Annotated in this window: 11 protein-coding genes; 4 read left to right on the top strand and 7 right to left on the bottom strand. The window is 49.8% G+C overall.

The annotated features are described in order from the left end of the window. Positions 1–7 precede the first annotated feature (7 nt). From ACVL1J_RS13725 to ACVL1J_RS13715, 3 genes are all read left to right on the top strand, one after another. A complete protein-coding gene (locus tag ACVL1J_RS13725) occupies positions 8–328 on the top strand; it encodes a 2Fe-2S iron-sulfur cluster-binding protein (RefSeq protein WP_288107609.1) in 321 nt (106 codons plus the stop codon). Between the two features lie 15 nt (positions 329–343). Next, positions 344–1,753, top strand: a complete 1,410-nt coding sequence (locus ACVL1J_RS13720; protein ID WP_491665402.1) for a cytochrome P450 — start codon at positions 344–346, stop codon at positions 1,751–1,753. Between the two features lie 141 nt (positions 1,754–1,894). Then, a complete protein-coding gene (locus tag ACVL1J_RS13715) occupies positions 1,895–3,127 on the top strand; it encodes an NAD(P)/FAD-dependent oxidoreductase (RefSeq protein WP_491665401.1) in 1,233 nt (410 codons plus the stop codon). 358 nt (positions 3,128–3,485) lie between these two features. On the opposite strand, the gene ACVL1J_RS13710 is transcribed toward ACVL1J_RS13715, so the two are convergent. From ACVL1J_RS13710 to ACVL1J_RS13700, 3 genes are all read right to left on the bottom strand, one after another. Continuing rightward, on the bottom strand, positions 3,486–4,520 hold the full coding sequence (locus ACVL1J_RS13710; protein WP_491665400.1) for a hypothetical protein: 1,035 nt from the start codon (positions 4,518–4,520) through the stop codon (positions 3,486–3,488). Positions 4,521–4,535: 15 nt separating this feature from the next. Beyond that, entirely contained in the window at positions 4,536–5,945 is a 1,410-nt protein-coding gene (locus tag ACVL1J_RS13705) for an OmpP1/FadL family transporter (protein WP_491665442.1), read from the bottom strand. Between the two features lie 216 nt (positions 5,946–6,161). Then, on the bottom strand, positions 6,162–7,223 hold the full coding sequence (locus tag ACVL1J_RS13700; protein WP_491665399.1) for a putative solute-binding protein: 1,062 nt from the start codon (positions 7,221–7,223) through the stop codon (positions 6,162–6,164). 129 nt (positions 7,224–7,352) lie between these two features. Here ACVL1J_RS13700 and ACVL1J_RS13695 point away from each other — a divergent pair, with 129 nt between their 5' ends. Continuing rightward, positions 7,353–8,351, top strand: a complete 999-nt coding sequence (locus ACVL1J_RS13695) for an AraC family transcriptional regulator (RefSeq protein ID WP_491665398.1) — start codon at positions 7,353–7,355, stop codon at positions 8,349–8,351. 76 nt (positions 8,352–8,427) lie between these two features. Here ACVL1J_RS13695 and ACVL1J_RS13690 read toward each other — a convergent pair whose 3' ends face one another. From ACVL1J_RS13690 to ACVL1J_RS13675, 4 genes are read right to left on the bottom strand one after another with little or no spacing between them, the layout of a single operon-like run. Further along, a complete protein-coding gene (locus ACVL1J_RS13690) occupies positions 8,428–9,453 on the bottom strand; it encodes an AraC family transcriptional regulator (RefSeq protein WP_491665397.1) in 1,026 nt (341 codons plus the stop codon). After that, on the bottom strand, positions 9,437–11,218 hold the full coding sequence (locus ACVL1J_RS13685; RefSeq protein WP_491665396.1) for an aldehyde dehydrogenase family protein: 1,782 nt from the start codon (positions 11,216–11,218) through the stop codon (positions 9,437–9,439). Before ACVL1J_RS13685 ends, ACVL1J_RS13690 begins: the two co-directional genes overlap by 17 nt. Continuing rightward, a complete protein-coding gene (locus ACVL1J_RS13680; protein ID WP_491665395.1) occupies positions 11,211–12,887 on the bottom strand; it encodes a GMC family oxidoreductase in 1,677 nt (558 codons plus the stop codon). The genes ACVL1J_RS13685 and ACVL1J_RS13680 overlap by 8 nt, the downstream gene beginning before the upstream one ends. 32 nt (positions 12,888–12,919) lie before the next feature. After that, the gene (locus tag ACVL1J_RS13675; protein WP_491665394.1) at positions 12,920–15,190 is read right to left on the bottom strand and encodes a fatty acid desaturase; all 2,271 of its coding nucleotides are present in this window, start codon (positions 15,188–15,190) and stop codon (positions 12,920–12,922) included. Between the last annotated feature and the right edge of the window lie 243 nt (positions 15,191–15,433).

The raw sequence follows: 15,433 nt of genomic DNA, 5'->3' as shown, positions 1-15,433 counted from the left end.
AGAAGCGTTGGGCAAAATTATCTTTATTGAGCATGACGACACGACACACGTCATTGAATTCAAGGTTGGATCCTCGTTGATGCAAGTCGCCGTAGATAACGCCATTCCGGGCATCGATGGAGACTGCGGAGGAGAATGCGCCTGTGGCACCTGTCACATCATCGTCGCTGATGAGTGGTTCGAAAAGACCGGTGCTCCTGGCGATGATGAAGAGCAAATGTTGTCCATGACCCCGGAGCGGACAAAAACTTCGCGCTTGGGCTGCCAGGTAAAGACCACCGAGGCAATGGACGGCATGACCGTTCGCCTTCCCGAATTTCAGATGTAAGCATCGGAGAACTTCATGTCAACGCAATCCAAAAAATTTGACGAAATTCAAACGAGGGTTATTAACGCCACCTCCAAAGTACTGCCAATGCATATGCAAATTCAGGGGTTGAAGCTGTTAATTAGGGCCAAGAAAAAGACCATAGGCGCACGTAGGCCGATACCCAACTTTGTCGAAACACCGCTTCCGGATGTAGGCACGTTGAACCTCGAAGACATTGATGTCAGCAATCCGTTTTTATATCGGCAGGGGCAGTGGCGCGCCTATTTCAAACGGCTTCGTGATGAGGCCCCGGTGCACTACCAGAAAAACAGCCAATTCGGCCCGTTCTGGTCAGTGACACGCTACGAAGACATTCTGTTCGTGGATAAACATCACGAACTGTTCTCCGCCGAACCGGTTATCATTTTGGGTGACCCTCCGGAAGGCCTGTCGGTGGAAATGTTCATAGCCATGGATCCGCCAAAACACGATGCACAGCGAAGCTCTGTGCAAGGTGTGGTAGCTCCGCAAAATCTGAAGGAAATGGAGGGTTTGATACGCTCTCGCACAGGGGATGTGCTCGACAGCCTTCCCTTGGGCCAACCCTTTGACTGGGTGTCGACGGTATCAAAGGAATTGACCGGGCGCATGCTGGCTACCCTTCTGGATTTCCCTTACGACGACCGTGAAAAACTAATCTATTGGTCGGATCTGCTCGCTGGCGCGGCATCAGCTACCGGCGGTGAATTTACTGACGAAGAAGCAATGTTCGATGCGGCAGCCGACATGGCGCGTGATTTTTCTAGACTTTGGCGGGATAAGCAGGCGCGCCGCGCCGCTGGTGAAGCGCCAGGCTTTGATTTGATTAGTCTGTTGCAAAGTGGAGAGGAAACACGTGATCTGATCAACCGTCCGATGGAGTTTATTGGCAATCTTGCACTACTCATCGTCGGCGGTAATGACACCACGCGTAACTCCATGAGCGGAGGCTTGCTGGCTATGAACCAGTTTCCAGAGGAGTTCGTAAAACTGAAGGCAAACCCGGAACTGATTCCGAACATGGTTTCGGAAATCATTCGCTGGCAAACACCGTTGGCTTATATGCGTCGGGTCGCCAAGCAGGACGTTGAACTAAACGGCAAAACTATAAAAAAGGGGGATCGAGTGGTGATGTGGTACGCCTCGGGAAATCGGGACGAACGCAAGTTCGCGAATCCGGATCAATTCATCATTGACCGCTCAGGCGCGCGTAATCACCTGTCATTTGGTTACGGCGTCCACCGTTGCATGGGCAACCGCCTAGCCGAATTACAACTACGTATTCTGTGGGAGGAATTGCTCAAGCGATTTGAAAATATAGAAGTTGTTGGCGAGCCTGATCGGGTGCAGTCGAACTTCGTACGGGGCTATTCCGAGATGATGGTTAAACTGACGCCCGCGTAAGAGTTGCCCGAGCAGAGAGAGGATTAGTTATTTCCTTTTCGGTCAAGCAAAGGGTACTCACTCGATAGGTGGGGTCGCATTTATGAAGCCATTGAACTACGGGACAGTCTGATCTCAATAGCCTTTTTGGAGACAAAGGCGATGACAACAAAAGAAAAAAAGACAACGGTAATCGTTGGGGGTGGGCATGCAGCAGGCGCACTACTTACCACTCTGATTCAGAAGCAATACCCACACGAAGTGGTGTTGGTAGGGGATGAGCCCTACCCTCCGTACCAGCGTCCACCACTGTCGAAAAATTATCTGGCGGGTAATGTTGACAGGGAATCGTTGTACCTCAAGCCGTTGTCAGTGTACGAGAGCGCAGGCTACCAACTGCGCCTAGGCGTGAGTGTCGAGCAAGTTCATCGGAACAACAAGACCATTCGGCTGTCGGACCAGAGCGTTTTAAAATACGACCAGCTCGTCTTGGCCACCGGATCACGAGTCCGACGCCTCGAAGTTCCTGGCGCAGACTTGAAAGGAATTCATTACCTACACGATATAGCCGATACGGATATCCTACGACAACAGTTAAGCCCTGATAAACGACTGGTAATTGTTGGTGGTGGCTACATCGGCTTGGAGGTAGCGGCCATCGCCGTCAAAATAGGTCTGGACGTCACGGTGTTGGAAGCCTCCGAGCGACTATTGCAACGAGTCACAGGTCCGGAGATCTCTGCATTCTTTTACGACAAGCATCGTGACGCGGGCGTGGACGTGCGATTAGGCTCTACTGTATCCAGCTTCAAGACTGACGGCTTCGGCCATGTCGCTGGCGTAACCATATCAGACGGCTGCACCGTGCCAGCCGATATTGTGCTGGTCTCCGTTGGCGTTACACCAGAAACTGCACTGGCCGAGGCCGCTGGCCTGGCCTGTGATGGAGGAATTTTGGTGGACGAACATACTCGCAGCAATGATCCCGCTATCCTGGCAATCGGCGACTGTACCCGTCACCGGAATCTTTTTTTCGAACAGCTGCAACGGGTTGAATCGGTCGCCAACGCCGTTGAACAGGCACGTACCGCCGCGGCAACCTTAATGGGAGAGGACAAGCCGTACGACTGTGTCCCATGGTTCTGGTCAAACCAATATAACGTTCGCTTGCAGATGGTAGGCTTGTCCCAGAATCATGATCAGCGTGTTCTTCGTGGAAATCCCATAGACAAGGGATTTTCGGTGTTTTATATTCGGAAAGGCCGTCTTATCGCTGTCGACGCGATCAACATGCCCATGGCTTTTATGGTCGGCAAGCAGCTGGTCTACAAAGGCAAAAACGTTAACGCTGAAGAGTTGAGTGATCTAGATATCGAATTGACGTCTTTGATCTGAAACATGTCGTGACTTAGCCACTCGTGATGGCACCTGGATTGTGATCGGTATAAAAGGAAATACTCATAACCAAGGTCATAGGTTCAAATCCCGCCCCGCAACCAAATTGTCACCTTTAAAACCAATCACTTGGCGACGGTTGATTTTTTGTTTTATGAGCCACCAACTGCGTGTGCCCAAAATTTGCCCAACTGGTGGCCAACACCGACATTTCCTTTGTCTAGACCGTGGCTCGGAGATGTAATCGACGCGGAAAGAGACCTGAGGTGCAGTAGTTTCTACTTGATCTGATAGTGAAGGATCGGAACTACTGCATCTAAAAGGGTTAACTCCAACTCCAGTTGTCAACGCCAGTGCTTCATTGGTCAAGCAAGTCGCCCAGATCAAGATCTTGTGCTGAGGCGTTTGACTCGTCCCAGTAACTTCCGATTGATGCGATCGGTGTGCGAGTGCCGACGTTCTCAGCCCAGTAGCGGTCAGAAAGATTCGTCATAGTAAGTGTGGAAATGTCCTCTATCAAACGATACTGCTTGCTTGGCTTGAAGCTTTCTGCCTTTGCCCATCGCTTTGTCGCGTCCCTGAAACGCTCTTCATTTCCCGCGGCTTGTGCTGATATTGCGTACATGACATGCGCTAACCGTACGCCACTGCGCTCAGCAATAATTATCGATCGATTGAAACTGCCCCAAACATTTTTGCCTTCAGACCCACCGGGCAAGATATTCCAAACTACGGCTTTCGCTGCCAAGGGTACCCCCCACCACTTCGTATTGGAGACACAGTTCATGGCTCGCTCAGACAAAGGTGCAATGTCGGTTGGCACGCCAATCATTTGTTGGGATGCAATGTCGTTAATTACTGCCTGCAATCCTGCAATTGTTCCCAGAACATAAGTGAGTTCATCGTAATCACGTTCAAAAGTTGGGCATGTTTCGCCGTATTGAAAATCATATTTTGCTTCCAAATGGCTACGCATCAATTTGAATGCCGAGAATTGCCTTTGTGCAGTTATCTCTAGAAGACGTTTCTGTGCGATTCGTGCATCTTGTGCTTCCGGGATTTGACTCGCACGGGTTGCTCTAAGGTACCGAAGTTCCTCGTCGACCGAGCGCTTCTCTGAACACACTGCAGATGTGGTGTACAGCAATGCTTCCAGCAGTGCGGGGTCACCATAAAAAGCACGCGTTGCACTTGAAATTAGTGGGAACCCACTGGTGGCAAATTGGCACCCCATGTCGACATCGTTGAGTTCAAGGATCGGTGGGACAATGCGATCCTCGACGATGCCGATGGCAAAGTTTGTGATGCCACCCTGAACGCTGGCGCAACCGGTCAGTATTGCTGCCATTCCAGAAGCCAAGATCTTGTTCAACAGTTTTTGTGTGGTGATCATGCGGATTCGTACCTTTTAGAAACGCTCGGTGATACTTACACCCAGATAGTCAATGTCAAGTTTGGTTGTACCCTGAAAGTTTCCACCAGCCACTTCGGCAGGACTGACTTGGCCGTTGGAGCCGGTTGCACCGGGTTCCAAGTCGAGTTTCATGTAGGAGACGTTTACGGTGGTGTCGCGTTGCAGTTCCAGTTGGGCGCCCAAGCTATAGAAGCGTCTGTCTGAATCAGGCAGCACCGTAATTCGTGTTGAGTCATCGATTACGCTGTTCTCCACTGCGTAGCCGGCTTTTAAGGTGAGGCGTTTGTATGCTTTGTAATTCATGCCCACGCGGTAACTGTTGGCGACTACAAAGTTTTGTTGAATGTCTTGCAGAACACGCCCGTTTGATTCCCGGAAGAATTTCAGTTGTGTCACTGAAAAGTCTTGACGGGTATAAGTGGCCATGAGGTCGAGCTTGGGGCTGGTGTGGTGAAAGACACTCAAGCGAAGCTCGTCGGGCAGTGTGATGTCTTGCTTGATTCTTTGTTCTGGAAGCAAGTCGTCGGCAGCTTGTGGTCCGTCTACATTAAGAAATGGGCCAGCCAATCCTATAAGTCCGCCATTCAGGAACTCCCTGAAGGCAACGCCTTCCGAGGTCTCTTGAATTTTCAGCTTGCCACGCATGCCAGTAAAGCGGGTTTTCGGGCGATAAGAAATTCCGACTCGAGTTTTGTCAGTGGGTTCCCAAAGCGCGCCGACTTGTGCGTTGAAAGCCCAGCCAAACATCCGCAGGCTTAAATCAGCTTCTTCAGGAATGGGTGGAGCCTGTCCCGCGGCGTTCAGCCCGTCAAGCAGGGTTGAGCCGTTGTTCAGCAGCCCGTCAACGGCATCCCGATAGTTCAGCTTCAATTTCAGTGACTGAAAATACCTTTCATAGGAGCCATTTGCCCCAATTGACAAGCTCGGTGTGAGTTTGTAGCCAAACCCGAGGTTTGCCCGGCTAACCTTGAAGTCGATGTCTCGGCCTTGATTGCGTCCTGGAAAATTTTCATCGTAACGAAGGATCAGTGCATGGGATGCGGCAGCACCGAACCCCACAATCAATTTGTTGTTGACCGGGATTGCAACGTACAGATTTGGTGCAAGTGCAGTTGAATCATAGCCGCTGTTTCGATTGAATTCTTGCCCAGTGCTACCTGTGTTGCCACTGTTGGTGGGAGACCCGTCCGGGGTTTGCCCCGAGGTATAAGACGTGTTTATTCCAACAAATACGGCACCGAGTGTTGCCTCTGCCCGCTTGAGTCGTGTGAGTGCCGCGGGGTTTGCAAACAGAATGGAAGCATCACCCGCTTCCGCAGCCATGCCCGCGTTGGCATTTCCCATAGAACTGACGGAAGTGCCATCAAATGCTGTTCCTCCGGCGTAGGCCCTGCTTGATAACAAAGTGTTAACTGTGATGGCTGTTAGCGCGCCAAAAATTAACGGCTTGAATGTCGCGCAATACCGCGTTCTTTGATTCAAGGTGTCTCCCCCTGAGGAATGGAGTTGTTCTCGTGAGATGTCGAATTCCGGCGAAAACAACAAGCCACGTTGTCTGCTTATAGCGACAAACTTACGTGGCTTGATGTGTCGGAAAACTTGAGCTGTGTGTTTTGAATTTCAGAATGACTTGCTGTCAGGCGTGCATTCGGAATCAGCACGGTTCACGCTGCATCGAATTTTTTTCATGATGCTCAGTCCCTGTTTATCGTAGATTCCTTGCTCAACAATTGAACCTCTGCTTTCTCTTAGCATGATGGTGTACTTGATCATGTTTTCAGGAGTCAGGTCGCTCCACGTTGTTTCAGGGATTGTTTTTTCCGCCCGGAGGATCAATTTCAATGCACGATCGAATTGACCACTCCAGTATTTTCTTGATTCAAGTCCAAATCCAGTTGGGAACTTGCTTGTATTGATCACCATCTGATAACTCAAAATTACAATCGGAAAGCGGTTAATGGCTCCCTTGCTTCCAATGCCGCGATAAAGTTCTAGGGGTTTGTATGCAGCTGCGGGTGCGGCAATCATGTCGACCACACCATTGTTGAATTTGCTGGCAAAATTTGTGATGTCTGCAGAAACTGGCTGGGCACCAATTTTCTGGATCATCACAGCCTGCGCTTTGTCATAATCGAAAGCTGCAATTTTCTTGCCTGCAAGATCTTCAACGGTCTGGATCTTTCGATCATTCAACACCGGGTAGGCGGTGCCGAAGGGGATTATGCCGGCGATTTCATACTTCCCGTTGGTAGCAACTTTTGTGGAGTTTGGAGAAGAAAAAACCTGGACTGCTCGACGCACCACTTCGTAGCTGGCGTCCATGTCCACTTTGCCGTTCTTTACGATGGAGGACGCGCCTAGAGAGTCAATGGCAGCAGTAGTGGAGTTGAATTGGCGGGTACGAAAGCCTGTCGCAAACACTGCATCACATTCACCCGCGATAAAGTCTTGCGAAGCAATCCGCTCATCGGTGTAGGCATGTAAATTAAAGTTGGCGCCCCAGGCTTTTGACGCGACCACGTAATCCTTGGCCATCGCAAACATATCACCAGCCGCACCTAGAAGATCGTACACACACAACTTCTGGGTTCCCTGTTGAGCGTGGGCTGATGTGCTTAAGGCACTTGCCAAGACGATGCTCAAAAGCTTCGCCCCACAAAGGCTTTTGATGGTACTTTTCATTTATGTCTCCCTATCGTTTTAATAATTGAAACAATTATCACATCGGTGAAAATATATACTCTTGACCATTGGAGACTTTTTTTTGACCTATCGAGACAAATGCACCATTTAATAAGATCTACAGTCCTATTGGGATTTTCTGAAGTATTGAACTGTCACGGGAGCGATGCGAACGAGATTGCATCCAAATTTGGTATAGACCTCGGGCTGGCAAATCAGGATAACGAATTCGTTGCGATGAATGACTTTGTCAAAATGCTTGAATTCACCGCAAGAGCGAAGAATATTCCCAGCCTGGGCTTGAGCATGTCCCCCTATCACGACATCAGTATTCTAGGACCGCTTTCCCTGGTTATCAGCAATTTGCCCACCGTGCATGAGGCTGTGGTCTATGCTGCCGAGCATATTGATGTTATGTCCCCAGCGATTGTCATCGAACCTTATCCAGAGCGCGCAAAAGTTCAAAGGTCTCAGCCCAACACTTGGGTGAGCATTTCAGTTGATTTGGGAAAGCCGACAGTCAGCACACAGACTTTGGACATATGCTTGGGCAATCTTCACCGATTTGTGAAGATTTTGGCTGGAGAGAATTACCAGTTGATCAAAGCAACCGTGCCTCACAGCGCGAAAACATGCCAGGAATTTTACACGCGATTTTTCGGCTCTCCAGTTGAGTTTGAGAGCAACAAAGCAGCGTTGCTGTTGAGCCATTCGACACTTGACACTCGATTGGATAAACCCAATAAAGAGCTCAGCAATATTGTTGATCTTCACATTCAAATGAATTTCCGCAGTCTTCGCGGAACGTATTCAACCCGAACGGCCCAAGTCATCAAGAAGGTACTCGGAAAAGCGGTGTGCAATAAAAAAGAAGTCGCTAGCTTGTTGGCCATCCATCCCCGGACCCTGCAGCGACATTTGTCTGATGAAGGCACTTCATTTGAACAAATAAAAATACAGATTGTTTCTCAGGAGGCTCTTCGGTACCTAACAGAGACGGAGATTCCGATGGCACACCTTGCCTCAATGTTGGGGTTCGCTGAACAGGCTACCTTGGTGCGATTTTGCAAACGACATTTCGGGCGTTCTCCATTGGCCATTCGCAAAAACATTGACGCCACTCATTAGGTCGGCAAAACGCTGGGGGTATAACTCGGGGCTTAGGCATTTGCAGTTGCTTGTCAGTCCTTGGAGTAACGGATTCTTACAATTTGGATGGTGGAAAGCCATACCAGCGGGTAAATGCCCTCCTAAAATTTGCGATGTCTCCATAGCCCAATAGGTAGGCGGTTTCCTTCACTCCCAAATGCATCATCTTAAGGTACTCGTGGGCAAGGCGACGGCGCACATTGTTCAGTACATCCCGATACGAGGTTCCGTTCTCCTGAAGCCTCCGGTGAAATGTACGAGGAGTCAAATTCAACACCTGGGCACAATCATTTTGATTTGGAAACCCTCCTTGTTTACTTTCCAGCAACAACCTTTCAAGACGCGCCACAATTGAATGGCTCGATTCTAGGCGTTCCAACTCGCGCCGACAAATTGACAACGCTTCGGACATGACGAGCGCATCGCGATGACTCAAAGGGCTTAGTACCTCCGAATAATTGAAGGACATGCCTGTCCACGATTGCCCGTAAAGCACTTCGCAACCCAGCAATTCCCGGGCAAGGGCTGCATGTGCAGGCTCAGGCATCGAAAATAAAACACGTTGACACGGACTATCGTTCGCCACTGTGGCATCAATCACATTTTTGACAGTCCCCAATGCAATTTCAGCAACGACATTACCAACATCTCCGAGTCCTGGCATCGGCTCAAACACCACACGAAATGTGTCATTGACTGTTTCTGACCGAATGGACAGCAATGACGTGCGCAACGGGACGTACGTTTCAATGATTTGCATCGAGTCTTGTATCGTGTTTGCAGCCAATGCGGCCAAACCCACGTTACCATGGGCGCTTGGCGCAAGATTACACCCCAATTTCAAACCAAACCCACTATCTCCCGTCAACTCAATGGCTCTCTCCAGCAGTGCACCATAGGTTGAAACGGGCACTTCATAACCGGGTTTGGTCAGACAGGTTTCATCAAGCCCTACACCTGCAAGCCAACCAACCACATCCAGTCCTTTGATGCTCAGTTGCTCGGCGATCTGTGGCATGTAATGAATTACGGTATTTCCCAAGTCATTCGAGGTAGGCAGTTTTTTAACCTTTGAGCGCATTGATGAAAACTCCCGGTAGCTTCCTGATTGAAGGATAGTACTGAAAATAGGTCAGCAAACGTCCCAGGATGTGTTGTTTTCGGTTTGTGATAAACCAAGGGGGTCGCGGCAACAAGCTAAAATTCAAAGACAACAAATTTCTCGGGAAAGGTCGCCACGGTGCTTGCACCACCGTTTTTTCGGTTCGCTCGAGCATCCAGGTGTTGTGAACCGTACCAATTCCTGATCCGGGTTCTCTCAAACTGGCTCCAGGAAAACCACCCCAGGGACAGGCGTTGAGAAGAAAGGCCAATCCGGTCCACGTGTTAATCGCAATGGTGCCGTACCGGAGTTGCCCTAGAAGCGATTCGAACTTGTCATGCCCCATTTTTTTAATGGTTACAGGGTGAATCACGATGTTTGCCCCCAAAGTACCGTGTAACTTTTCATTGGCGAAATCAATGGCTGATGTCAAATAGGTTCTTGGATTTTCTTCAGGCAAATATTTGATCGTAAAGGCAGGGGCAAAAACTTCATTGTTGGCCAGCCAATCAGAATCGTCCTGATCAAAGTCCGCCACCAAACAGGCAAGATTTCCAGATTGATCAAAAGCATCAATGCCGCCATGCGCTCGAAAATCAGCGCCACGCTGCTGACTGCCCGGATAATATCGCTCCCGTTGACCATGGGAGGCTATGACAGCCTTTAGCTCTCTAAGTAACGCTTCCGTTCCTTCCCACGCTTCAGGCAGTATGAGCGTTTGCATGGCCACGCAGTTGTAACCGGAATTTTGCATTTTTTGAGTTGCAATCTGCTCAGCCTGAAAGCGAATGTCTGCTTTTGTCCATGGACCAGGAACGACAATGGTCGGGCAAACCGCACCTAGCTCGGAGGTAATCCGCCGGGTATTGAGTGGTTTGCCGGTTTTTTTGTGTGCGTTTGTGTCAGTCCCAACACCCCATACGATCAGGTCATGCGTGGCCGCTGCTCCAGTAATGTGAATGCTCTCCACCAAGGGATGTTCTGCCAAATATGCTCCTACCCGACCTCCGCCTCGCACAATTCGAAGTGCGTTGCGATCAATCAATGGCTTGAGCGCAGCTTTCAAATAATCAAAAAGATAATCATTGACCGGGTTGAGTTTAAGCAACACCACTTCGTTTTCAACGAAGAGTTTGTGGAATGCATCCAATGGACTAATCGCTGACACATTACCAGCCCCTAGGACCAGGGCTAATTTGCCAAATCTTTCACTGGCAGGTGGATCATAGGCAGAAGCGGCTTCGATGGAAATTTCACTTACGCCGCGCTGCATCCAGACTTCTGCCTTAACACCGGACAAAAGCAGCCTGTCCCAAAGCGTGTGCGGAAACACTTGCAACGCAAGTTGACCTTTTGCAACACGGCGATGGGGCAGCTGCGCCAGAAACGCCTTGTTCTCCATGTTGGAGAGTGTTTCAACAAGGCCATTGCAGGTGGCCATTACAGGCAAGGGGCCCGCAAACCATTCCTCACCAGTCAGCGTAGATTGTGCAGGTAAACTCTTGCGACGTGCTGCAATTTCAGCCCAACCCTCAGATTGTTGAAGAAGTGCAGTCTTGATTTGCTGAAGAATGACGATACGATCAGCGCAACTGGTACGAGCCCACTCGTGTTTGCCCTCATCAAGAACCAACAATGCCTCGTCACAGAGTCGGATCTCTTCAGACACAGCCTCCTCCCCACTGTGTATTAGATTTTGAACAGTTAACTGTTCTGGCGATAATTTTTCCAATGAATCAGACATGACTCATCTCCTTTCCTTTCTCACTTTTCTGCAAGCCCGTGCCTGTCTTGGTGGTTCGTTTTTTACCAAGAATCAGGTCTGCCGCCTTCTCGGCAATCATGATTGAAGGCGCATTGGTATTACCAGAAACCAGTGTTGGCATGATGCTCGCATCTACTACCCGCAATCCCTGCAGTCCATGCACGCGTAGTTCTGTATCCACAACCGCCATCGGGTCGGTTCCCATTTTGCAAGTCCCTACGGGGTGATAGATGGTGTCCGCTCTGGCGCGAATATTCGCCTCCCATTGCGCATCACTCATACCATCATGTACGCCGAAAAGCTCTTTGTACCGATACTTCTCTAATGGTGTTTGCATCAAAATTTCACGGGTGATTTTTGCCCCCTTGATTAAAGTTTCCAGATCCCTTGGATCCGACAAGAACTTTGGATCGATCCCCGGTGCATCCAAAGGATTCGCCGATTGCAAGAAAATCTCCCCACGAGAATACGGACGCAAAGTACACACATGGCAAGAAAAGCCATAGCCCGAATGCAGTTTGCGTGCGTGGTCTTCAACCACAGAAATTACAAAATGCAATTGTAAATCTGCACGATCAATTGAACTGGATGACTTAAGAAAGGCCGCCCCTTCCGCAAAGGGAGAAGACAACATACCCGTGCCGTTGCGGCGCCACAGAACCAGATGTTTGAGTAAGCTCACTGCTCCGGCAAAACCTAATCCAAAGTTGTCAGTGTCGAGTGACTTGTACGCCAATGTGAAGTCCAGGTGGTCTTGCATGTTTTGCCCTACACCGGCTAACTCGTGCACCATTCCAATCCCATAAGGCGTGATGTCTTGTGACCGGCCCACTCCCGACAATTGCAAGATTTGGGGTGAACCAAATGCACCCGCGGAAACAATCACCTCGCGACGGGCTTTAACCAGAACTTGCCTGTTACCATTGTGATAGAACACACCCATTGCGCGCTTGTTGTCAAAAAGAATGCGAGAGGCTCGGACATTTGTAAACACAGCCAGGTTTAACCGCTTGTCCATGATGGGATGCAAGTAAGCGGCTGCAGTTGAGCAACGCTCCCCGTGCTTGTCTGAGTCATGAAACTGGGTCACTTGATACAGCCCCGCCCCAGCATTGTCACCTGTATTAAAGTCTTGCCGCTCGGGTAGCCCCCAGGCTTTTGCTGCCTCAATAAATGCCCGAGTCACGGGCCGTGGGCTGTTCTGATTCGACACATGAAGTGGTCCGTCCGCTCCGTGAAACGGATCAGCACCGCGCTCGTTGTTTTCTGCCTTCTTAAAATAAGGCAACACATTGTCCCAGTCCCAGCCATCACAACCTAGGTTTGCCCAACCATCGTAGTCTTGTCTTTGTCCGCGGACGTATAACATGGCATTAATCGCGGAAGAACCACCCAATGCCTTGCCACGAGGCTGGTAACCAATGCGTCCATTTAAACCTGGCTGAGGCACCGTATTAAAAGCCCAGTTGTTCAGCTTTCCGTGACCGGGAACCATCGCAACCATAGCAGCGGGTGTTCGAATCAACGGACTGTCTCCACGACCACCGGCCTCAAGCAAGCAGACTGTTACTGAAGAGTCTTCACTTAAGCGGGCCGCCAAAGTAGCTCCAGAGGATCCGCCACCCACGACCACAAAATCGAATTCCATAATGATCTCCTAGCTAAAAATCTGTCGTTCTCTCAAGCCGAAGACTTGATCGAACTCAGAGGCCATTGACGGGGGTCATAGCTGACCAACTCTTTAATTCCGCTTCGCTGATTGGCACGAAGAGCCAGGATTCGTTCCTCTGGAGAAGCAAAGTGACGGTCCCACTCAACCAGTTTTGGCGTCATGAGCTTGTGCCAAAGGGGTGGGCAAAGCGTCAGGAAAATTGTGGTCAGGTATCCACCGATCATCACAGGCGCATCAGGCAGTGGCATCAAGTTCTGATAGGGCACTTCGCCTTGTGCATGGTGGTGCGAATGACGACTCAGGTTGAACATGCCCCACGACGTCATGCGACGGTTTGTGTTCCAGGAGTGGCGTGGCTGCACTGGCTGTTCAGGCAATCGCACCATGCCGTAGTGTTCCATGTAGTTTACTATTTCAAGTAAGGATTTACCGAACAAAGCCGCCAAGGTGAAGCACAGCGCACCCGTCCAGCCAGCTACCGAAAAGGCTGCCACATTCAACACCACACTCATGAGCAGACCCCGTATGTAAGCATTGTGATGAGACAGAACAGGTAGCCCCTTTTTGTTCAGGCGCTCTGCTTCAATCTTCGCAGCACTGATATTTCCCTTGATTGTTGAGATCAATACATGGAGATATACATTGCGGCCACGAGGTGCTGTCGCCGGATCGTGTTCAGTTGACACATAACGGTGATGACCATACACATGCTCAATGGCAAAGCCTACGTCATAACTAAAGGCCAGCAGCCAACGACCAACCCACAAGGAAATGGGATCCCAGGTCCGGTGAGTCAATTCGTGAGCAACCACGGTGCCCATGATTCCAATCAGATAGCCGTAGTAAATAATTCCTGAAAAATAGCGGTGTACAGACGAGGTCGCGTCTCGCGCCGCAAAGACATCGTAACCGGTCAGATTCATGACAAAGGTACCCAGTCCCAGCGGATCTCCGGTCGATATCGTCCACATAAAGCAGAAACCGATGAACAAGAGGAGTGGCAAAGCCAACCACAACTGAACGGTCAGAATCCAAGGCTTTCGGTACTCTGGCGTCACTTTGTCGTCGCCTGTCAACATGTCACCCAAAACATAGAAGCCCAAAAAGCTTGCAAAACCTGCAGAGATCCACGCGCCGCCTGCCAAATAAGCGAATACTGCGATTACCCCCATCAAATGAAACATCATGAACTTCAGATAATCACCGATGGTCGCCGGCGTTCTCTCAACCGTGGGCAAACCAACCGCCCCATAAAAGCCGGTATTCTTAACTTCTCGAACAACAAAGCGATCAGCATGAATACCTTGCGCGGCGATGTTGTTCTCTTTTAGTTCCTTGATCGCAGCATCTATCATTTGAGGTGGGCCGCATAGGTAGGCTTGTGTCGCACCTGCAGCTTCCCTACGAATATGATCCGTCACCAAACCACGCAAACCACTCCAGTCGTGATTGAAATCATCCTCACTGAGGATGGGTACAAACCGAAATTCAGGCCAATTGTTTGCATAAGCTTCAAGACGTTTTAGTTCGTATAGATCTTGCTCTGTGCGTGCACCGAACATCAGCGTGACCGGCCGCCGATCGCCTTTGCGCTCCATCTCCTCAAGCATTCCTAGCATTGGAGCCAAGCCACTGCCACCGGAAATAAACACAACCTTTTCCTTGCCTTCACGTAGCCAGAAGTCTCCCCCCGGGCCTCGGACGGTTAATGTTTCGCCTTCGACATAGTTATCGAACACATAAGTTGAAAACCGGCCACCGGGCACTCGGCGAATGGTGAAGCTGACCCGGCCTTGTTTGTCCGGTGCATTTGAAAATGAATAGCTCCGGGGTGCGTCTTTGACAGAATCTAATGTCAACTCAGCGAATTGGCCCGCCTTATAATTGACGGGTTGATCAAGTTGCACGTCAACCCGCACGATATCGTGAGTCAAAAACTCACGCCCCACAATCCCTCCAGTTATTGGCGCAGAGGTAATCGCAGCGCTTTCGTCCATCTCCACCTCAATGTCTGACTTCAAACGGCTCTGGCAGGCCAGAATGTAGCCTTCAGCAATCTCTTCTTCAGACAGCAGGTATGCACTCTCTGTCAACTCGTGAACTTTCCCGCTCTTCAGCTTGCATTTACAGGAACCACAACCCCCAACCCGGCAAATATTAGGTATTTCTACGTTTTGACGCAAAGCGGCTAGAAGTAGTGTTTCGTCTGCTTCAACCTGGATGGATTTGCCGTTGATACGGGCTTGGTGAGTTGCGCCTTTGTTTAGAAAACCAAACATGTCTGCCTCCAAGTAATTGTTGTAATGTAAAAAAATGCTAACAAGCCAATTGGGGTCATTATGCGGAGGGGGTCATTTTCTGCAAAGAGTTGCAACAGACAAAAAGGGGTTATTTTTCGCCAAATTGGCAGAAATGAAAAATGACTTATTGATTTTAAGTGTTCGATTTTTTTACAGTACGTTCTGAAGAAGTGGCCCGGCAAAACTGAACAGTTGAGACTGAATCGCCCCGCTTTCCCTAGG

The sequence above is a fragment of the Limnobacter sp. G6BE5S genome, from assembly GCF_058448965.1.
This window is presented reverse-complemented; position numbering and strand designations above follow the sequence as displayed.

Excerpts from the sequence above, each read along its gene's own strand:
- ACVL1J_RS13720 (WP_491665402.1), top strand. The coding sequence starts at position 344 with ATGTCAACGCAATCCAAAAAATTTGACGAAATTCAAACGAGGGTTATT.
- ACVL1J_RS13715 (WP_491665401.1), top strand. The coding sequence starts at position 1,895 with ATGACAACAAAAGAAAAAAAGACAACGGTAATCGTTGGGGGTGGGCAT.
- ACVL1J_RS13710 (WP_491665400.1), bottom strand. The coding sequence starts at position 4,520 with ATGATCACCACACAAAAACTGTTGAACAAGATCTTGGCTTCTGGAATG.
- ACVL1J_RS13700 (WP_491665399.1), bottom strand. The coding sequence starts at position 7,223 with ATGAAAAGTACCATCAAAAGCCTTTGTGGGGCGAAGCTTTTGAGCATC.
- ACVL1J_RS13690 (WP_491665397.1), bottom strand. The coding sequence starts at position 9,453 with ATGCGCTCAAAGGTTAAAAAACTGCCTACCTCGAATGACTTGGGAAAT.
- ACVL1J_RS13685 (WP_491665396.1), bottom strand. The coding sequence starts at position 11,218 with ATGTCTGATTCATTGGAAAAATTATCGCCAGAACAGTTAACTGTTCAA.
- ACVL1J_RS13680 (WP_491665395.1), bottom strand. The coding sequence starts at position 12,887 with ATGGAATTCGATTTTGTGGTCGTGGGTGGCGGATCCTCTGGAGCTACT.
- ACVL1J_RS13675 (WP_491665394.1), bottom strand. The coding sequence starts at position 15,190 with ATGTTTGGTTTTCTAAACAAAGGCGCAACTCACCAAGCCCGTATCAAC.